General features: G+C 67.8%; 21 protein-coding genes. 9 read left to right on the top strand and 12 right to left on the bottom strand.

Translation table 11 applies throughout. The features are described 5' to 3' along the window. Positions 1-55: 55 nt before the first annotated feature. On the bottom strand, positions 56-982 hold the full coding sequence (locus ACFWMR_RS29365) for a hypothetical protein (protein WP_093933756.1): 927 nt from the start codon (positions 980-982) through the stop codon (positions 56-58). A 199-nt stretch (positions 983-1,181) separates the two neighbouring features. Between ACFWMR_RS29365 and ACFWMR_RS29360 the strand changes: the two genes are divergently transcribed. Then, on the top strand, positions 1,182-1,382 hold the full coding sequence (locus ACFWMR_RS29360) for a PspC domain-containing protein (RefSeq protein WP_005155361.1): 201 nt from the start codon (positions 1,182-1,184) through the stop codon (positions 1,380-1,382). A 22-nt stretch (positions 1,383-1,404) separates the two neighbouring features. Here the strand turns inward: ACFWMR_RS29360 and ACFWMR_RS29355 are convergent, their stop codons facing one another. The 6 genes from ACFWMR_RS29355 to ACFWMR_RS29330 all read right to left on the bottom strand — a co-directional run bounded on the left by ACFWMR_RS29355 (position 1,405) and on the right by ACFWMR_RS29330 (position 7,699). Continuing rightward, a complete protein-coding gene (locus ACFWMR_RS29355) occupies positions 1,405-2,586 on the bottom strand; it encodes an ABC transporter ATP-binding protein (protein ID WP_378274630.1) in 1,182 nt (393 codons plus the stop codon). Between the two features lie 3 nt (positions 2,587-2,589). Next, positions 2,590-3,432 (bottom strand): carbohydrate ABC transporter permease, encoded by an 843-nt coding sequence (locus tag ACFWMR_RS29350; protein ID WP_378380719.1) that lies wholly within the window; start codon positions 3,430-3,432, stop codon positions 2,590-2,592. Beyond that, positions 3,432-4,382, bottom strand: coding sequence for a carbohydrate ABC transporter permease (locus ACFWMR_RS29345; RefSeq protein WP_378274627.1), 951 nt, complete (start codon positions 4,380-4,382; stop codon positions 3,432-3,434). The genes ACFWMR_RS29350 and ACFWMR_RS29345 overlap by 1 nt, the downstream gene beginning before the upstream one ends. After that, complete coding sequence (locus ACFWMR_RS29340) at positions 4,379-5,701, bottom strand: ABC transporter substrate-binding protein (protein WP_378380718.1); 1,323 nt, start codon at positions 5,699-5,701, stop codon at positions 4,379-4,381. The genes ACFWMR_RS29345 and ACFWMR_RS29340 overlap by 4 nt, the downstream gene beginning before the upstream one ends. A gap of 225 nt (positions 5,702-5,926) precedes the next feature. Further along, entirely contained in the window at positions 5,927-6,442 is a 516-nt protein-coding gene (locus ACFWMR_RS29335; RefSeq protein ID WP_005155368.1) for a general stress protein, read from the bottom strand. A gap of 60 nt (positions 6,443-6,502) precedes the next feature. Continuing rightward, the gene (locus ACFWMR_RS29330) at positions 6,503-7,699 is read right to left on the bottom strand and encodes an acyl-CoA dehydrogenase family protein (protein ID WP_378274624.1); all 1,197 of its coding nucleotides are present in this window, start codon (positions 7,697-7,699) and stop codon (positions 6,503-6,505) included. A 159-nt stretch (positions 7,700-7,858) separates the two neighbouring features. Here ACFWMR_RS29330 and ACFWMR_RS29325 point away from each other — a divergent pair, with 159 nt between their 5' ends. From ACFWMR_RS29325 to ACFWMR_RS29315, 3 genes are read left to right on the top strand one after another with little or no spacing between them, the layout of a single operon-like run. Further along, positions 7,859-8,176: a DUF4190 domain-containing protein gene (locus ACFWMR_RS29325; protein ID WP_093933750.1), complete on the top strand. Its 318-nt coding sequence runs from the start codon at positions 7,859-7,861 to the stop codon at positions 8,174-8,176. 37 nt (positions 8,177-8,213) lie between these two features. Beyond that, on the top strand, positions 8,214-8,588 hold the full coding sequence (locus ACFWMR_RS29320; protein WP_378380717.1) for a DUF4190 domain-containing protein: 375 nt from the start codon (positions 8,214-8,216) through the stop codon (positions 8,586-8,588). A 49-nt stretch (positions 8,589-8,637) separates the two neighbouring features. Next, positions 8,638-9,303 carry a DUF4190 domain-containing protein gene (locus ACFWMR_RS29315; RefSeq protein ID WP_378380716.1) on the top strand — a complete coding sequence of 222 codons (666 nt, stop codon included), beginning with the start codon at positions 8,638-8,640 and terminating at the stop codon, positions 9,301-9,303. A gap of 231 nt (positions 9,304-9,534) precedes the next feature. Here ACFWMR_RS29315 and ACFWMR_RS29310 read toward each other — a convergent pair whose 3' ends face one another. Further along, on the bottom strand, positions 9,535-10,365 hold the full coding sequence (locus tag ACFWMR_RS29310) for a slipin family protein (protein ID WP_093933748.1): 831 nt from the start codon (positions 10,363-10,365) through the stop codon (positions 9,535-9,537). Positions 10,366-10,453: 88 nt separating this feature from the next. Here ACFWMR_RS29310 and ACFWMR_RS29305 point away from each other — a divergent pair, with 88 nt between their 5' ends. The 4 genes from ACFWMR_RS29305 to ACFWMR_RS29290 are packed head-to-tail and all read left to right on the top strand — an operon-like array spanning position 10,454 to position 14,375. Then, positions 10,454-11,365 (top strand): aminoglycoside phosphotransferase family protein, encoded by a 912-nt coding sequence (locus ACFWMR_RS29305; protein ID WP_378277782.1) that lies wholly within the window; start codon positions 10,454-10,456, stop codon positions 11,363-11,365. A gap of 44 nt (positions 11,366-11,409) precedes the next feature. Then, the gene (locus tag ACFWMR_RS29300) at positions 11,410-12,717 is read left to right on the top strand and encodes a magnesium transporter MgtE N-terminal domain-containing protein (protein ID WP_378380715.1); all 1,308 of its coding nucleotides are present in this window, start codon (positions 11,410-11,412) and stop codon (positions 12,715-12,717) included. Next, positions 12,710-13,219: a DUF1003 domain-containing protein gene (locus ACFWMR_RS29295; RefSeq protein WP_093933745.1), complete on the top strand. Its 510-nt coding sequence runs from the start codon at positions 12,710-12,712 to the stop codon at positions 13,217-13,219. Before ACFWMR_RS29300 ends, ACFWMR_RS29295 begins: the two co-directional genes overlap by 8 nt. Before the next feature lie 10 nt (positions 13,220-13,229). Next, on the top strand, positions 13,230-14,375 hold the full coding sequence (locus tag ACFWMR_RS29290) for an Mrp/NBP35 family ATP-binding protein (protein WP_167406076.1): 1,146 nt from the start codon (positions 13,230-13,232) through the stop codon (positions 14,373-14,375). A 98-nt stretch (positions 14,376-14,473) separates the two neighbouring features. On the opposite strand, the gene tatB is transcribed toward ACFWMR_RS29290, so the two are convergent. Next, positions 14,474-14,911: a Sec-independent protein translocase protein TatB gene (gene tatB, locus ACFWMR_RS29285; protein ID WP_378380714.1), complete on the bottom strand. Its 438-nt coding sequence runs from the start codon at positions 14,909-14,911 to the stop codon at positions 14,474-14,476. 54 nt (positions 14,912-14,965) lie between these two features. After that, positions 14,966-16,507 carry a trypsin-like peptidase domain-containing protein gene (locus tag ACFWMR_RS29280; protein WP_378380713.1) on the bottom strand — a complete coding sequence of 514 codons (1,542 nt, stop codon included), beginning with the start codon at positions 16,505-16,507 and terminating at the stop codon, positions 14,966-14,968. A gap of 160 nt (positions 16,508-16,667) precedes the next feature. On the opposite strand from ACFWMR_RS29280, the gene ACFWMR_RS29275 reads away from it, so the two are divergent. Beyond that, on the top strand, positions 16,668-17,324 hold the full coding sequence (locus ACFWMR_RS29275) for an LppU/SCO3897 family protein (protein WP_378380712.1): 657 nt from the start codon (positions 16,668-16,670) through the stop codon (positions 17,322-17,324). A 9-nt stretch (positions 17,325-17,333) separates the two neighbouring features. On the opposite strand, the gene ACFWMR_RS29270 is transcribed toward ACFWMR_RS29275, so the two are convergent. Further along, positions 17,334-18,038, bottom strand: a complete 705-nt coding sequence (locus tag ACFWMR_RS29270) for a zf-HC2 domain-containing protein (RefSeq protein WP_378380711.1) — start codon at positions 18,036-18,038, stop codon at positions 17,334-17,336. Next, entirely contained in the window at positions 18,035-18,655 is a 621-nt protein-coding gene (sigE, locus tag ACFWMR_RS29265; RefSeq protein WP_026467370.1) for an RNA polymerase sigma factor SigE, read from the bottom strand. The genes ACFWMR_RS29270 and sigE overlap by 4 nt, the downstream gene beginning before the upstream one ends. Positions 18,656-18,694 lie beyond the last annotated feature (39 nt).

Below are 18,694 nucleotides of genomic sequence, written 5' to 3'. Positions count from 1 at the left end.
CGGTAGTTGCGTGCGCAAGGAACGCATCCAGAGGACTAAACGCGGGGTGGAGGGCTCAGGGGAGCTTTGGGAAGACGGCCACCGCGACTTCCCGCGCCGCCGTGCACGTGGCGTCCTCCGGCGCGCCGTCGACGCCGACCACCGAGAGCGTCGCCTGTTCGACCCGGTCCGGGGTGCCCGGGATCGGGCGGTGCGTGGTCACCTGGCAGAACGCGCCCGACGTCGTCACCTGGACCTGCCGCCCGCCCAGGGCCTCCGTCGCGCCCGGCGTGGTGTCCGCCACCACCGACAGCGAGAAGCTGACCTTGCCGCGGATGCAGTTGTGCCCGGACAGCGCCGGGGCGGGTTTGGTCTCCGGGCCGGCGGCGGCGTCGAGTTCGTGCTGATCGAGCGGCGCGCACGGAGCGACGCGGCCCCAGGAGCGCTGGTCGAGATTCAGCCGCCCGACCTTGCGCGCGGTGATCACCTCCGCCGCGCCGCCCACCGCCGCGTCGGCGACCCGGCAGCGGTCGAGCTGGTCGGCCGGGGCCTTGTCGTCGGAGGTGACGGCGATGGCCAGCCGGATCCCGTCGGCGAAGGTCAGCAGCCGGGTGCAGGTGGTTTCCTCGTTGAACGTCGACTGCTGGACGCTGACGCCCTCCGGCAGCGGCCCGGCGTATTCGTAGGGCCGGTTGTTCGGGTCCTGCCCGGAAGTGATCGGACCGGTGGTCACGGTGTAGCGATTGGCGCCCTCGACGAATTCCAGCCGGCAGGAGTCGAAAGAACTCAAGGGTGGTTTGACCGCGTTTCCGCCGCCGATCACTTTTCGCTGGTCGACAAGGCTGCAATAGTCGAGTGACGGGTACTCGCCGAGCGCCTCGGACGCCGTCAGGGCCTCGTCGCCCGCCGTGGTCGGTGACGGGGGCGTCGCCGGTTCCGGCGTGGCACAGGCCGAGGCGAGGAACAGGCCACAGAGTCCTGCGATCAGTCTCTTCGGGGGCACCGGAGCAGTATCGTCAAAAGATCCCGGAACACCACCCCCTACGGGCGAAGAACACAGGGTCCGCCGCGTTTTCCCAGGTGAATGCTTTACCGCGATTTCACGCCCTTAGGGGTGCGTTTCGTTCCGCGGTGGGATGCGGTCTCGCCGTCGGGCGACGAAAATGGGTTTCACACAACGTGACGACCGAGAGGGAAGAACCGTGAGCCACCCCGTAGCCGCCCGCCTGACCCGACCGCGACAGGGCCGCATGATCGGCGGCGTCTGCGCCGGGATCGCCAAACGTTTCGGCACCACACCGGGCAAGGTCCGCCTGCTCGCGGTGCTGTCCTGCCTGCTGCCCGGCCCGCAGTTCATCGTGTACCTCGTGCTGTGGCTCGCCCTGCCCGAGAGCGAGTACTGATCCCGGGCAGGACGAGCGCGCCTCACTCGGTGTAGGTCAGGTTCTTGCCACTGGCCCCGTCGAACAGCTTGATCTTGTCCGCGTCGAACCAGAGCTCGATGTTCTGGTTTTCCGCGGCCGAAGACGCCGCCGAGAGCCGGGCCACGATCTGTGACTCCGAGCCCGGGACGTCCGAGGATCCGCTGTCGGCGGCGAGATCCGCGAGGTCGGACGACGACGCGGCCTCACCTTCGACCGAGAAGTGCGCGAACTTCTCGGAACCCATCGATTCGAGGACGTCCACGTGGGCGGTGAACGTCGCGCCGCCTTCGCGAGCGGACGCGTCCACCAGCGCGGCGTCCTCGAAATGCTCCGGCCGGATGCCGACGATGACCTCACGCGGCGCGTCGGCGGCCTCGACCAGCTGCCGCACCCGGTCGGTGAGCGGGATGTCGCCCAGCGCGCTGCGGGCGGTGCCGTTCTCCAGCGTGGCGGGCACGAAGTTCATCGACGGGCTGCCGATGAACCCGGCCACGAACAGGTTCGCCGGGTTGTCGTAGAGGAACTGCGGCGACCCGATCTGCTGCACGTAGCCCGCCCGGAGCACGACGACCCGGTCGCCGAGGGTCATCGCCTCGGTCTGGTCGTGCGTGACGTAGAGCGTCGTCGTGCCCAGCTGCTTCTGGATCTTCGACACCGAGGTCCGCATCTGGCCGCGGAGCTTCGCGTCCAAGTTGGACAGTGGTTCGTCCATCAGGAACGCCTTGGGGTTGCGGACGATCGCGCGCCCCATCGCGACGCGCTGCCGCTGCCCGCCGGACAGGTTCGCCGGTTTGCGGTCCAGATGCCCGGTCAGATCGAGGATCTGCGCGGCCTCCTCGACCTTGGACCGAACGATCCGGTCGTCGACCTTGGCCAGCCGCAACGGGAACGCCATGTTCTCCCGCACGCTCATGTGCGGGTACAGGGCGTAGGACTGGAACACCATCGCGATGTCACGGTCCTTCGGTGCCTTCTCGTTGACGCGCTGGCCGTCGATACGCAGTTCGCCCGAGGAGATGTCCTCCAGGCCCGCCACCATGTTCAGCGTCGTGGACTTGCCGCAGCCGGACGGGCCGACCAGGATGATGAACTCGCCGTCGGCGATCGTGATGTCCACTTCGGACACCGCGAGGGCGCCGTCCGGGTACTTCTTGGACACTTTTTCGAGAACGATTTCAGCCATGGGTCAGCCCTTCACCGCACCGGACGTCAGCCCCGCCACGATGCGACGCTGGAAGAACAACACGAACAGGATGATCGGGACGGTGATCACCACGGCGGCCGCGGAGATCGTCCCGGTCGGGTCTTCGAACTGCGACGACCCGGTGAAGAACGACAGCGCCGCCGGGACCGTGCGCGAGGCCTCGGTCGAGGTCAGCGAGATCGCGAACAGGAAGTCGTTCCAGCAGAAGATGAACACCAGGATCGCGGTGGTGAACACCCCCGGTGCCGCCAGGGGCGCGATCACCTTCCGGAACGCCTGCGCCGGGGTCGCGCCGTCCATCTTCGCCGCTTTTTCCAGCTCCCACGGGATTTCCCGGAAGAACGCGGAAAGCGTGTAGATCGACAGCGGCAGCGCGAACGTGATGTAGGGCAGGATCAGCCCCGGCCAGGTGTCGAACAACCCCAGCTCACGTTCGATGTTGAACAGCGGTGTCACCAGCGACACCTGCGGGAACATCGCGATCAGCAGCGACATCCCGACCAGCACCTGCTTGCCGGGGAAGTCCAGCCGCGCGATCGCGTACGCCGCCATCGTGCCGAGGACGACCGCGATCACCGTCGCGATGATCGCGATCCCGATCGAGTTCACCAGCGCGCGGATGAACTCGGTGGTCTCGAAGATGTCCGCGTAGTTCTGCCAGGTCCATTCCGTCGGGATGAAGCTGCCGTCGTTCAGGGTTTCCTTGGTCTTGAACGAAAGCGAGACCACCCAGAGCACCGGGAACAGCGCGAACACCAGGACCAGGACGTCGACGAGGCCCCATTTGACCTTGCGGCCGGGAGTGACCGCTCCACCGATGGCCATCAGCGCTTACCCCCATTGTCACTGCCGGGCGCGGCCGTGCCGAACACCTTGATGAAGATGAAGGCGATGATCGCCACCGTGATGAAGATCAGCACCGCCATCGTCGACCCGATCCCGAGGTTCAACCCCTTGACCAGGTTGTTGTAGGTCTGCATCGACACCGACGACGTGTCCTGTGCCCCGTTGGTGAGCACGAAGATGTTGTCGAAGATGCGGAACGCGTCCAGGGTGCGGAACAGCAGCGCCACCAGGATCGCCGGCTTCATCACCGGCAGCATCACCTTGGTGAACCGCTGCCACGCCGTCGCGCCGTCCATCGCCGCGGCCTTCAGCAGGTCGTCCGGCACCAGCGCCAGCCCCGCCATGAGCAGCAGCGCCATGAACGGCGTCGTCTTCCACACTTCGGCGAGCACGATGATCGCCAGCGACGGCCAGTACTCGGTCAGCGGCGCGGCGTCCGGGAAGAACAGGTTGGCCAGGTAGCCCGTGTCCGGCGTCCAGGCGTAGTACCAGGAAAACGCCGCGACCACCGTCACGATGCCGTACGGGATCAGGGCGACCGTCCGCACGAGGCCCCGTCCGACGAGCGTCCGGTGCATGATCAGCGCCAGGCCCATGCCCAGGACGAACTCGATCACCACCGAGACGATGGTCAACCCCATCGTCGTCCCGAACGCCGTCCACCAGTAGCCGTTGGACAGCACCGAAACGTAGTTCTCGAGGCCGACGAACTCCTGCTGCGCCGGGAATCGGAGGTCGTAGCGTTGCAGCGAAAGCCAGATCGAGTAGATGATCGGGTACCCGGTGACGGCGATCATCACGAACGCGGCCGGGGCACACAGCCACAGACCGAGTCTGCGCTCGGCCTTCTTGCCTTCACTGAGAACGGGTTTCGCCTTCTTGCCCGGCTTGCTCTCGGTCGCCGAACCGGCGGTTTCCTGCACGGTCACGGGATCACTCCCTTCGACTGGAGCGCGTCGGCGAGCTGTTCCTTCAGCTTCTCCGCCGTCTTCTGCGGATCGATTTCGGAGGGCGGGGAAAGCACCTTCGACAACACTGTCGACGCGTTCTGGTACGCGGGCGTCAGCGGGCGCACCGCGGCGTCCTTGAGCGCGTCCAGAATCGTTTCCCGCATCGGGTATTTCGTGTCCATGCTCGGGTTGTCGTCGCTCACGCCGGCCGTCGCGTCGAGGGGGACCGTGTCGGTGTAGAGCGATTCGAGCGTCGGCGGGACACCGTCCTTGAGCGCGGAGAACTTCTGGTTCTTCTCGTTGCGCAGGCACAACGCGGCCTCATAGGCCTCGGCCTTGTGCTTCGACGTCGAACTGACCGCCAGGTTGTAGCCACCGATCGTGGTCTTGGCGGGCTTGTCCGCGTCCAGCCGCGGGTAGGTGGTCCACTTGAAGTGCTGGAGTTCGGCCTTCTTCTCCTTGGCGTAGGAGGCGTAGACGAACGGCCAGTTCAGTTCGAAGGCGGCGTTGCCACGCTGGAAGGCCTGGCGGACCTCGTCCTCCTTGGAGTTGGTCAGCGACGGGTCGGTGATCCCGGCCGTGGTGACCTTCTTGAGCATCTCCAGCGCCTTGATCGCGCCCTCGTCCATCACCACGGACTTGCCGTCGTCGGAGAGGATCTTGCCGCCCGCCGACTCGACGAGCGTGTTGTAGATGACGACGAGGCCTTCGTACTGCGCGCCGGTGAACACGACGTTCGCCGGTTTGCCCTGTGCCTTGAGCGCCTGGGCCTGCTGGATCATCTCGTCCCAGGTCTTCGGCGGCGTCGGGGTCAGCCTGTCGTCGTACCAGAGCAGCTGGACGTTGGTGTTCTTGGTCGCCGCGTAGAGCTTTCCGTTCCACGTGGCGGTTTCGAGCGGCCCGGGCAGGACGCCCGCGGTCGCCTCGGCTTTGGCCTCACCCGTCCATTCGTCGACCCAGCCCGCCTCGGCGAACTCGGACACCCACGTGACGTCCAGCCCCAGGACGTCGAGCGAGTCGTCGCCGGCGGCCAGGCGGCGCACCATCTGTTCCCGCTGGCCGTCGGCCGGTCGCGGGAGCTTGTTGTAGACGACCTCGTACCGCCCGCCCGAGGCCTTGGTGCAATCGTCCACAACGGACTGGAAATTGTCTTCGGGCGCGTAATAGACGTTGATCTTCAGGCCGGCATCCGAACCGCAGCCCGCCAGCAGGCCGACCGTCAGCGCTGTCGCGCCGAGTAGCGAGCCGGTGCGGCCTGGTGAGCGGCCCCTTCGGCTCGCGCTCATCCTCTTCCCCATGAGGCCTCCTCACCCGCGCACGCCTGGGGAACGGCGGCACTAGGACGCGTTGAAGAAGCCCGCGCGCCAGCACCCCGACGTGCTAGTGCTCGGGCGGACACGCTGGAGTACATGACCGCCCGACTGGTGTTGTGCAACCTATTCCGGGCGATCACCGCCCGCAAGCAGTATCGGTAACGATTCAGCGGACCGCACGACGAACAGGTGAACCAGTACCGCCGAATGTCATCCGGCGGGGCGGCCGCCCAACGCCAGCTGGGCCAGGAGCTCACGGCCCTGTTCGGCCGAACGCGGCTGACAGAGCACGTCGTACCGGCCGGCGACCAGTTGGCTCGCGGAGGAGAAGTCGCGGCGCGACATGCTGTAGCTGATCGCCGCGAAGACCGTCCACGCCAGGATGCCGAGCACGAGCCCGCCGATCATGGGCTGCCAGGCGAACCCCTGATTGTTGAACATCCCCAGCAGCAGCCCGATGATCAGGCCGAACCACGCGCCCGACACCGCTCCGGTGCCCAGCACGCGGCCCCAGCTCAACCTGCCGAGGATGCGTTCCACGAGCATCAGGTCGACTCCGACGATGGTCACGTCGGCGACCCCGAATTCCTTCTCCGCGAGAAAGTCGACGGCGTGCTGCGCCTCGCCGTACGTCGCGTAGGAGCCGATCGGCCAGCCGGAAGGCGGGGTCGGCAGCCTGGGCAGCCCGCCCGCGGCCCGGCCGCCTCCGCCAAAGGGAGCACTCACGTAATCACCTCTCGCCCGTCCCGGTCCATCTTCTCAAGGACGGGCGAAAGGCGCGAACGTTCAGGAGCGGGACTTGTACTCGCGGAGCAGACCGCGGCTGATGATGGTCTTCTGGATCTCGCTGGTGCCCTCGCCGATGAGCAGGAACGGCGCCTCGCGCATCAGGCGCTCGATCTCGTACTCCTTGGAGTAGCCGTAGCCGCCGTGGATGCGGAACGAGTCCTGGGTGACCTCGGCGCAGTACTCGCTGGCGATCAGCTTCGCCATGCCCGCCTCGACGTCGTTGCGCTCGCCCGAGTCCTTGAGGCGGGCGGCGTTGACCATCATCAGGTGCGCGGCCTCGACCTTGGTGGCCATCTCGGCGAGCTTGAACGCCACCGCCTGGTGTTCGGCGATCGCCTTGCCGAAGGTCTTGCGCTGCTGGGCGTACTCCACCGCCAGCTCGAACGCGCGGATCGCGATGCCGCAGGCGCGCGCGGCGACGTTGACCCGGCCGACCTCGACACCGTCCATCATGTAGGCGAAACCCTTGCCCGGCGCCTCGCCGAGGACCTTGTCGGCACCGATCTCGTAACCGTCGAAAACGGCCTCGGTGGTGTCGACGCCCTTGTAGCCCATCTTGTCGATCTTGCCGGGGATGGTGAGGCCGGGCGCGACCTCGCCGAAGCCCTCGGGCTTCTCGACCAGGAACGTGGTCAGGTTCTGGTGGGCCTTCTCGGCGCCCTCGTCGGTCTTGACGAGCAGCGCGATCAGGTTGGAGCTGCCGCCGTTGGTCAGCCACATCTTGGAGCCGTCGATGACGTAACCGTCGTCGGTCTTGCGGGCGCGGGTCTTGATCGCGGCGACGTCGGAACCGAGGTCCGGCTCGGACATCGAGAAGGAGCCGCGCACCTCGCCGGTCGCCATGCGGGGCAGGAAGTGCTGCTTCTGCTCCGGCGTCCCGTGACGAGAGATCATGTGCGCCACGATGAAATGCGTGTTGATGACGCCGGAGACGCTCATCCAGCCGCGCGCGATCTCCTCGACCACGAGCGCGTAGGTCAGCAGCGATTCGCCGAGGCCGCCGTATTCCTCCGGGATGGTGAGCCCGAACAGGCCCATCTCCTTCATCCCGTCGACGATGTCGGCGGGGTAGGTGTCGGAGTGCTCGAGCTCCTGCGCGCGCGGGATGACCTCCTTGTCCACGAACTGGCGGACCGTGGCCAGGATTTCGGACTGCACGTCGGTCAAGCCGGCGGTCTGGGCGAGGCGAGCCATCGCTGCTCCCTAAATTCGCGCGCACCGGGCTCCCGGCGCTGGGTTACCGGTGAGTATGACGCCTGACCGGGGACCTCGCTATGAGCGCAGTCACGCGTACGCCATCCGTGACCCTGGCACTACAGTGACAAGCCGATCACAGTCCGAGGGGGACGAAACGTGGCTCAGCAGCCCTTTGGTGGATTCCCACCGCAACAGCAGTACGGCTTTCCCAACCAGGCTCCGGCCCGGAGCAAGGACTCCGGCCTGGCGACCGCCGCCCTGATCTTTTCACTCTTCGGGCTGATCGGACTGGTGTCCGTGATCCCGGGGATCGTCCTGGGCCATGTCGCCTTCGCCAAGGCCCGGCGCGGCGAAGCGGGTGGCAAGGGCATGGCACTGGCCGCGTTCATCGTCGGCTACCTGATCATCATCCTGTACGCCATCGCGATCCCGGTCCTGCTGAACGTGGCCGCGAAACACGGGGCATTCCGCTGACGACTACGGTCCGAAGCCGCCTTCGAGGGGGAACTCAATGACCAACCCGCACGACCCGTATGGGCAGCAACAGCCGTCCGGGCAGTTCCAGCAGCCGTACGGTCTCCAGCCGTATCAGCCTCAGCAGCAGTTCTACGTCCAGCAGGCCTACGTGCGGCCGCCGGATCAGGGCATGGCGGTGGCGTCGCTGGTGTGCTCGCTGATCGGGCTGGTCATGTGCTTCCCGGCGATCCTCGGGATCATCTTCGGGCACATCGCGCTCGGGAAGGCCAAACGCGGTGAAGCGGGCGGCCAGGGCATGGCACAGGCCGGGATGATCATCGGTTACGTGATCACCGCCCTGTGGCTGATCCCGATCATCCTGTGGTTCGTTTTCGTGGTGCTCGCGATCGGTGCCGCGGGCGTCGCGTGAGCCGTCCGGGGATACGGTGGTGTCCCGCACGAACCAGGGGGCCAACCGGATGAGCAGTTCCGACTCGCAGGACACACCGTCGACGTCGTCCTACACCGACTCGAACACTTTCTCGGACCCGACTTCGGCGTCCTCGCCGTCCGAACCGGTGTCGAACCCGTCGCCGTCGGAACCGCAGCAGTTCCAGCCGCCGGCGCCGTTCACACCGCCTCCGCCGTTCGAGCCGCCGGCGCCGTTCCAGGTTCCTTCGGGCGAGACTCTTTCCGTCCCTGAGCCGTCTTCCGTCCCTGTCCCGGAAGAGACGTACGGGCAGGCCATCGACCCGCTGACCGCCGAGCCCGTTCCGCCGTCCTTCGCGGCTCCGGACGCTTCGGCTCCTCCGGTGTACACGCCCGCGCCCATGCCTGTCGCGTACCCGTCGCAGCCTTATGTCCAGCCGTACAACCCGTACGCGGCGACCGCGGCGCCGCGGTCGCAGGACAACGGGATGGCGATCGCCGGGCTGGTCTGTTCGCTCGTCGGGATCTGCTCGTGCGTGACCGTGATCGTCGGGCTGATCCTGGGGCACATCGGGCTGGCGAAGGCGAACCGCGGCGAGGCGGGCGGACGCGGCATGGCACTCGCGGCCGTGGTCATCGGGTACATCGTGCTCGCGCTGTACGTCGGGTTCTTCGGGACGTTGATCATCCTGGGTGTCAACGGGGAGCTCGATTAGCGCTGGGGCTCGTGAGTGGCAGGGCTGGTTCTAACCGGCTTTACCACTCACGACCTCTCTTTCCCCAAGGTCGAGCACGACACCTCTGCCTCACTTTCGGGCTGGCGCCGCGTGTCGTCCGTCTGATCACGCGAGCCGTCCACCCAGTCACGTGTGTCGTCCGTGCGGTCACGCGAAACCCGCCGGACGGTAGGTACTCAAGACACGATCGGCTCTAACCGTCCTTACCACTCACGAGGCTTGACCCGCGTCGTCCGGTTCCCGAGGTGCCGGCGCGACCTGGCCGTTGTTCGCGGGCTTCTCTTCCTTCTTCGGCGTGTTCGCGTCGAGGAAGCGCAGCAGCTCCACCGGGAACGGCAGGACCAGCGTCGAGTTCTTCTCCGCCGACACCTGCACGACCGTCTCCAGCAGCCGCAGCTGCAACGCCGCCGGGGTGTCGGCCATGGTCGCGGCCGCCTGCGAGAGTTTGTACGACGCCTGCAGTTCACCGTCGGCCGAGATGACCCGCGCCCGCCGTTCGCGTTCGGCTTCGGCCTGGCGTGACATCGAGCGTTTCATCGACTCCGGCAGCGCGACGTCCTTGATCTCGACCCGGTCGATGTGAATGCCCCAGTCCAGCGCCGGGCTGTCGATCATCAGCTCCAGGCCCTCGTTGAGCCGTTCTCGGTTGGACAGCAGATCGTCCAGGTCGCTCTTGCCGATGATGGACCGCAGCGAGGTCTGCGCGACCTGGCCGACGGCAGATCGGTAGTCCTGCACGTTGACCGCGGCCAGCACCGGGTCGATCACCTTGAAGTACACGACCGCGTCCACCCGCACGGTGACGTTGTCGCGGGTGATGCCGTCCTGCGCGGGGATCGGCATCGTGACGATCTGCATGTTGACCTTCTGCAGCCTGTCCGCGAACGGCATCAGCAGCGCGAGCCCCGGCTGCCGGATGGCCGGGCGCACCCGCCCGAACCGGAACACGAGACCGCGTTCGTACTGCTTCACCACGCGAAGGCTGGCCGCGACCCAAGCACCGCCCGCGACGGCGACCGCACTGAGAATCTCCACCACCATGGCTGCTCCCAGGGTTGTTCTCCCTGTTCACGGTACGCCCGGCGGGTCACGGGCGAAACACGGTGGACAGGCCTGCCAAGGTGGATCCGTGACCGGTTTCAAGATCCCGCCCAAGTTCCTCGACCGCGCCGCCGAGCTCGGCCCCGGAGCCGCCGAATGGCTCGACTCCCTCCCGTTCCTCGCCGAGAAGTACACCGCCAAGTGGCAACTCGAGTACGACGGCGAGGCCATGCACGGCTTCGTCGGCGTCGCCCAGCCCGTGCGCCGCGCGGACGGCTCCCCCGCGATCCTCAAACTCGGCTGGCCGCACGAGGAATCCGACGACGAACCGCTCGCACTGTCCACTTGGGCCGGTCAGGGCGCGGTCTTGATGTACGACAACGTGGCCGAGGACGGTGTGCTGCTCCTGGAGCGGCTCGACGCCACCCGGTCGCTCGAAACCGAGCCGATCCGGCAGGCCGTCGAGACGGTCGGCGCGCTGGCTCGGCGGCTGGCCGTCCCCGCTCCCTCGGCGTTGCAGCGATCTCTTCGCGAGGAAGCCGCGGAGCTGGTCACCGAACTGCCGGAGACCTGGAGTGAACTGGGCGAGCCGTTCGAGCGCAAGTACATCGACGCGGCCGTGGAGATCTGCGTGAACCTCGGTCCGGAAGCCGGTGAGCTGATGGTGAACGAGGACCTGCACTTCGAGAACGTCCTCGCCGGCGAACGCGAGCCGTGGCTGGTGATCGACCCGAAGCCGCTTTCGGGTGACCTGGAGTTCGGCGCGATCTCGATTCTCTGGAACCGCGCGAAAGAGTCCACAATGGACGACAAGATCGAGTGGTTCAGCGCCGCCGCCGGAGTCGACGCCGAACGCGCGCGGGCGTGGACACTCGTGCGCGCGGTGCAGAACTGGGCCTGGTTGTACGAGGACCTCGCCGAGGGTGCCTCACGCGAGAGCCTCGCCGAAGACCCGGCCTACGCCGCCGTCCCCGAAATCGCCGCGTGGGCATTGCGGTGATCACACGAATCGTCTCGGGCCCCGGGAGCCGATAGCCTTCGGGCATGGCAGCCGTGAACAGGGTATTCGCAGCTCAGCTGGCCGGTTTGCCGGTTTTCGGACCCGATGGCGAATCGATCGGCAAGGTCCGCGACCTGGTCGCGGGCCTGCGCCTCGACCAGCAACCGCCGCGGATCCTGGGCATCGTGGTCGAGCTGACGACGAGGCGCCGCGTGTTCGTGCCGATGTTGCGCGTGACGTCGATCGAGCCCAGCGCGGTCACGCTCGCCACCGGATCGGTGAACATGCGGCGCTTCCATCAGCGGCCCAACGAGGTGCTGGTGGTCGGGCAGCTGTTCGACGCGTACGCCACGCTCGCGGGTTCCGACACCCGGGTCACCGTCGTCGACGCCGGCATGGAGCCGACGCGGACACGGGACTGGGTGCTCGCGAAACTCGCGATCCGCGAACGGTCGAGCAGGCTCGGCCTCGGCAGGCGCCGGTCGGCGATGCAGGTGCTGCCCTGGTCGGAGGTGTCCGGGCTCGGGCTCACCGACCTGACCGGCCAGACCCAGGGCGCGGCGCAGCTGCTGATGCTGTTCGACACCATGCGCCCGGCCGACGTCGCCGCCACGGTCCGTGACCTGCCGCTGAAGCGGCGGCACGAAGTCGCCGACGCGATGGACGACGAGCACCTCGCCGACGTCATCGAGGAACTGCCCGAGGACGACCAGAAGGAACTGCTGTCCTACCTCGCCGAGGAACGGGCCGCCGACATCCTCGAGGCGATGGACCCCGACGACGCCGCCGACCTGCTGGCCGAGCTGGCGCCCGCCGAGCAGAACCGGTTCCTGGAGCTGATGGAACCCGAGGAGTCGGCGCCGGTGAAACGGCTGCTGGAGTACTCCTCCGACACCGCGGGCGGTCTGATGACGCCCGAGCCGGTGGTGCTGACGCCGGACGCCACGATCGCGGAGGCGCTCGCGCACATCCGCAACGCGGACCTCCCGGTGGCGCTGGCGAGCATGGTGTTCGTCTGCCGTCCGCCGACGGAGACGCCGACAGGGCGCTTCGTCGGCGTCGTCCACTTCCAGCGGCTGCTGCGAGAACCGCCCGCGGAGATGGTGGCGAGCGCCGTCGACTCGCAGTTGCCAGCACTGCGGCCGAACGCCACCTTGTCCGAGGTCACCCGCTATTTCGCCGCCTACAACCTCACCTGCGGGCCGGTGGTGGACACCGAGGACCACCTGCTCGGCGCGGTCACCGTCGACGACGTGCTCGACCACCTGCTCCCGGAGGACTGGCGCGAAACCGGCCTGCACGACATCACCGGCGAGATCACCGAAGACACCGAGGAGGCCGAACGTGCCTGAACTGACATCCGGGCGGCGGCTCGACCAGCCCCGCGGCCAGAGCCGGTTCAGGCTGAACATCGACCCAGACTCGTTCGGCCGGTTCACCGAACGGATCGCGCGGTTCCTCGGCACCGGCAAGTACCTGTTCTGGCAGACGCTGATCGTCATCGTCTGGATCGTGCTGAACCTGGTCGCGGTCTCGCTGCAGTGGGACCCGTACCCGTTCATCCTGCTGAACCTGGCGTTCTCGACGCAGGCCGCGTACGCCGCGCCGCTCATCCTGCTGGCGCAAAACCGGCAGGACGACCGCGACCGCGTCTCGCTGGACGAAGACCGGAACCGCGCCGCGCAGACGAAGGCGGACACCGAATACCTCGCGCGGGAGCTGGCGTCGCTGCGGATCGCGCTCGGCGAGGTCGCCACGCGGGACTTCCTGCGGGGTGAGCTCGACAGGCTCCGAGAGGATCTTGACGTCAAGCCGCGCAAGGCCAAACCCGACCGCACGCCTACCGGTACGTAACATGGACGCTGTGACCAGTACGCAGCAACTCCCCAGCGTCGACGATGTCCGCACCGCGCTGAAGGCCGTGTACGACCCGGAGATCAAGAAACCGATCACCGAACTCGGCATGGTCAAGGACGTGGAGGTCGGCTCGGACGGTGTGGTCGTCGTCGGGATCTACCTGACGGTCGCCGGCTGCCCGCTGAAGGCGACGCTGACCAACGACACCACCGAAGCCGTCAAGAAGCTCCCCGGCGTCAGCGACGTCCGGGTCGAGCTCGACGTGATGAGCGACGAGCAGCGCACCGAGCTGCGAAAATCCCTGCGCGGTGACGCCGCGGAGCCGGTGATCCCGTTCGCTCAGCCCGGCTCGCTGACGCGCGTCTACTGCGTCGCGTCGGGCAAGGGCGGCGTCGGCAAATCGTCGGTGACGGTGAACCTCGCGGCCGCGATGGCCGAACGCGGACTTTCCGTCGGCGTGGTCGACGCGGACATCTACGGGCACTCGGTGCCGCGGATGCTCGGCACGCGGGAGAAGCCGACCAAGGTCGACACCATGATCATGCCGCCGCAGGCGCACGGCGTGAAGGTCATCTCGATCGGCATGTTCACCCCGGGCAACACCCCCGTGGTGTGGCGCGGGCCGATGCTGCACCGCGCGCTGCAGCAGTTCCTCGCCGACGTGTTCTGGGGCGACCTCGACATCCTGCTGCTGGACCTGCCGCCGGGCACCGGTGACATCGCGATCTCGGTGGCGCAGCTCATCCCGAACGCGGAGATCCTGGTCGTCACCACCCCACAGCAGGCGGCCGCCGAGGTGGCCGAGCGCGCGGGCGCGATCGCGCTGCAGACGCGGCAGCGGGTCGCGGGGGTCATCGAGAACATGTCGTGGCTGGAGACGCCCGACGGGCAGAAGATGGAGATCTTCGGCGCCGGTGGCGGGCAGTCCGTGGCGGACTCGCTGTCGAAGTCGGTCGGCTCGACCGTGCCGCTGCTCGGGCAGGTCCCGATGGACCCGCGCGTGGTCTCCAACGGCGACTCGGGCACGCCGATCGTGCTGGCCGAGCCGGACGCCCCGGCGTCGCTGGTGCTCAAGGAGGCGGCGAAGAAGCTGACCGTCCGGGCGCGCGGGCTGGCCGGGATGATGCTGAACGTCACCCCTGCGGGCCGCTGACCCCGCCCCCTCCTCATGCATTTAGTCCTCTGGATGCGGTACTTGCACGCGCAAGGATCGCATTCAGAGGACTAAATGCATGAGGTCGAAAGCCTGGGTCAGGTGGCGTCAGGGTCGATCGGGGGACGTTCACCCGGCTTCAGCGGCTCGGGCTGCGAAGCCGTCGCCGGGTAGCCGTTGGGCTTCGACGTCCCGTTGGCACCGTTCGCGCCATTGGAACCGTTGGCACCATTGGTGCCGTTGACGTTGTTGAGCCCCAGCGGATCCGTGTCACCGTCGAACAGGTGCTGGGTCACGACCCGCTTCGGGTCGAAGTTCCGCAGGCCTCGCAGGTCCTCCAGCGGCTTGCGCAGCTGGTCGAACTCCGGGCCCATCTCCTCGCGCAGTTGCGTCTTGGCCCCGGTCGCGAAGTCGCGGACCTTGCGGACGCTCTTCGCGACCCAGGCCGCCGCTTCGGGCAGCCTTTCCGGACCGAGGATGAAAAGACCCGCGACGACGATGATGAGGATCTCTCCCCAGCCGACACTCTCGAACACCCGTGTGAACCTCCGCCTCGGCGTCTTCCCGTTCAGGGTACCCGCACGGACTCGCTAGTCCGAGGCCAGTTTCACGTCCACCATCAGTGAAGACCCATCCCGGACAAGGCGGACAGGGACCACTTCGCCGACTTCGCGCGCGCGGACCGCGACGAGCAGTTCCGCCGAGTCGCGCACGAGCCGACCTGCGACTTCGGTGATCACGTCGCCTTCCTTGATCCCGGCCGACGCGGCGGGGCCGCCGGGGGCGACGTTGCGCACCTGCGCGCCCATGGTGCTGGAGCCCGCGACGGTGGACGAAGCGTTGATGCCGATGTCGGGGTGGACGACCTTGCCGTCCTTGATCAGTGTTTTCGCGATCTTCACCGCGTAGTCACTGGGGATGGCGAAGCCGATGCCGATGCTGCCGCCCTCCGCGCTGGACGAGCGGATCGCCGAGTTGATCCCGACCAGCGCGCCGGTCGCGTCGACGAGCGCGCCGCCCGAGTTGCCGTGGTTGATCGCGGCGTCGGTCTGGATGGCCTCGTAGATGACCGGTGCGCTGCCGCCGTCGCCGCCCGCGGTCACCGGGCGGTTGAGCGCGCTCACGATGCCGGCGGTGACCGAGTTCTGCAGCGCCAGCGGCGAGCCGACGGCGATCACCGAGTCGCCGACGGCGAGGTCGGCCGACTTCCCGACCTGGAGCGCGGTCAGGTTCTTGACGTCGACCTTGACCACGGCCAGGTCGGTCTTGGCGTCAGCGCCGACGACCTTCGCCTCGACGCGCTTGCCGTCGAAGAACACGGCGGTGACCTTGGTGGCCGAGTCGGTCGTCGCGGCGGAGATCACGTGCTCGTTGGTGAGCACGTAGCCCTGGTTGTCGATGACGACGCCGGAGCCCTGCTGACCGGCGTCCGCGCCGGGCTTGAACACTTCGAGCGAGACCACCGCGGGCGCCACCCGGTGGGCGATGTCCGCGATCGAGCCCGCCGGACGCTCCTTGGCCGCGTCGGCCTCGGAGATACTGGCCTGACCGGTCAGTTCGGTGCCGGTGTCGGCGAACCACCAGCCGATCAGCCCGCCCGCCGCACCGATGACCAGCGCGACGGCGGCGAGCATCGCCAGCGCCTTCGTCTGCACACGCCGCCCGAAGAGAACCTCGGGAAGGCTCAGCAGCGCACCTTGCGGGCGCTTCGCGTCCTTCTCCTCGTCCGAGTCCTGCTGCACGGCGGGTCCGGCGAGCACCGCGCCGGAGCCGGGATCGCGCCACGGGTCCGAGGTCGTGGTCCAGAGCGGACCGTCGGCGCTGTCCGCGGCCGGTTCGGATCCGTTGGTCCCGTGCGGCCGCTCAAGCACGACACCTTCGGCGCCCGGCGGGCGGCGGAAGGCCTCGGCGAGCGATTCCGGTGTCGGCGGCGCCAGGTTCAGGTTCGACGCGGCCTGACCGTTCGAACCGGGCTGGTACACCCTGTCGAAGGCGCCGTCGACGCCGCGCGGCCTGCCGAACGTGGCCGCCTGCGCCGGATCGACGGCGGGCCGGGCCAGCGGGCGCGGCGCCAGCCGATCGCCCGCCGGTTCACCAGGCTGCTGCGGATTCGCGTTCGGCTGCTCGGTCATCATTCCCCGGGGCTGAGATCAGGTTGGCCGACGCGAGAGTACGCCAAGCCTCGACCTGGATTCTGCCGTGACCACGGTGAAGTGCGCGTTGATTCCCCGGAACGGCCAAGAAATGTGACACTTCAAGACAGCATGTCTCACTTGTGGCACTCTGACGGCCATGTCGGAGAACCCGGGGGCTCCTTTCCCGCCCCAGAACGCCCCTCACCAGCAATGGCCGCAGCAGCAGTGGCCCCAACAGCAGCAAGGCCGGCCACAGCAGCCGCCCAAGAAGAAGGGCTTGTCCACCAAGGTGAAGGTGCTGCTGCTGGTCGCCGCGCTCGTCGTGGTCGGCGGCGGGCTCGGCCTGATCTTCGTCATGAAGGCGGTCTCCGGCCCGGAGAAGCAGGCGGGGAAGCTGACCGAGGGCGACTGCGTCGTGCTGACCGGATCCGGCAAGGAGGCCGACGCGGTCAAGACGCCATGCGATTCGCCTCAAGCTCCGTACGCGGTGAGCCTCACCGGCAAGAACAAGGGCGATTGGGACTGCAAAGAGGGCTTCTACAAGTACGCCGTCCCGACGCCGCTGCGCGGGGAGGGCGTGGCCCTGTGCCTGGCGATCAACGCCAAGGTCGGATTGTGCTTCGACGACATCGCGAGCAAGACCCCGCCGCCGCTGAAGGACTGCGGCTCGGCGCGACTGAGGATCAGCGAAGTCTTCCCGCAGATAAGCGTGGTGAACAGTCCGTGCCAGGAAGGCACGGCTGAAGTCATCTCCTACGCCAGCTACGGGACTTCGAAGTTCAAAAGCGCGACGATCTGCTTCGTCAAACCCTGACGAAGCGGGTCAGCGTGCCGACACGGGCACGGGCACGCTCGACGTGCTCGGGCTCGTGGTCGTGCTCGGCGCGGGGCCGCGCGGCGATTCCGGCTTGGCGCCGCCCAGTTGCGCGGGCAGCAGACCGGCGTTGACGCCCTGCGGCGGCACTAAACCCGTGTTCGGCTGCTCTTCGCTGCCGTCACCCGAGGTCGCGACCAGGGCCAAGGCGCTCAGCACCAGACCCGAAACGACGACTCCGGCGCCCTGCGCGTACTTCCGCCGGGCGAGACCGAACCGCCCGCCGCCAAGGACGTTCGGCGACTGGCCCAGCGGCGTCGATGATCCCAACGGCGCTGTGCCTCCCAGAACCCCGTTGCCGGTCAGTACGCCGGTGTCGCGGAGGCCGGCGACCCTGTCCGGCCGCTGGATGGCCACGAGCTGGCCGTCCGCTGTCATCGCCAGGTTGTCCGGTGTGCCGGGGAGTTCGGTGTTCTGCGGGATGGAGCACAGGCTGGCCAGGAATCCCGCCGACATCGACGGGGCTCCCGCCTGCTTCACGGCCGCGACGGCCTGGCGCTGCGCGGCGACCTCGCCCGCGCAGGACTGGCAGCGGGCGATGTGCGCCGAGGCGCGATCCTGGGCGCCGAGAGTCAGCTCTCCGTCCACGAAGGCGACGATGGCGTCCGGAAGCAGATGCGACTCGGGGAGTCCCCAGCCTCGCGGTGCGGTCATACCCCCACCTTCGCAGATTCACGCGCCTCGGCGCGACGACGCTCCAAAGAAGCGCGAAGCGCCTGGCGGCCACGGTGGATCCGGCTGCGCACGGTGCCGAGTTTGACACCGAGAGTGGCACCGATCTCCTCGTACGAGAGGCCTTCGACGTCGCACAGCACGACGGCGGCGCGGAACTCGGGCGGCAGCTCGTCGAGCGCGGCCTGCAGGTCCGGGTCGAGGTGCGTATCCGAGTAGACCTGCTCGGGGCTCGGGTCGTCGCCGACGATGCGATCGGTGTCCTCGGGGAGGCCTTCCATCCGCACGCGCGAGCGGCGGCGGGCCATGTCGAGGAAGAGGTTCGTGGTGATGCGGTGCAGCCAGCCCTCGAACGTGCCGGGCTTGTAGGACGCGAGGGAGCGAAAGACCCGGATGAAGGTCTCCTGCGTCAGGTCCTCGGCGTCGTGGGCGTTACCGGTCAGGCGGTACGCCAGCCGGTACACGCGGTCGGCGTGCTCACGCACGACCTCGTCCCACGAGGGCGGCGTCCATGCGGCCTCGTCCACCGTCACCGGTGTGACCTGGTCCGCGTGCTGGTCCTGCATCGTGTCCTGCATCGGGGAAGTAGGCACCTCCATCAGCGTCTTCTCCCAACTACTCCACCCAACGCGGGCGAT

It is taken from the genome of Amycolatopsis thailandensis (genome assembly GCF_042723255.1).
Taxonomy (GTDB): domain Bacteria; phylum Actinomycetota; class Actinomycetes; order Mycobacteriales; family Pseudonocardiaceae; genus Amycolatopsis; species Amycolatopsis thailandensis.
The sequence above is the reverse complement of the archived record's forward strand: the minus strand, read 5'-3'. Positions and strand labels throughout refer to the sequence as shown.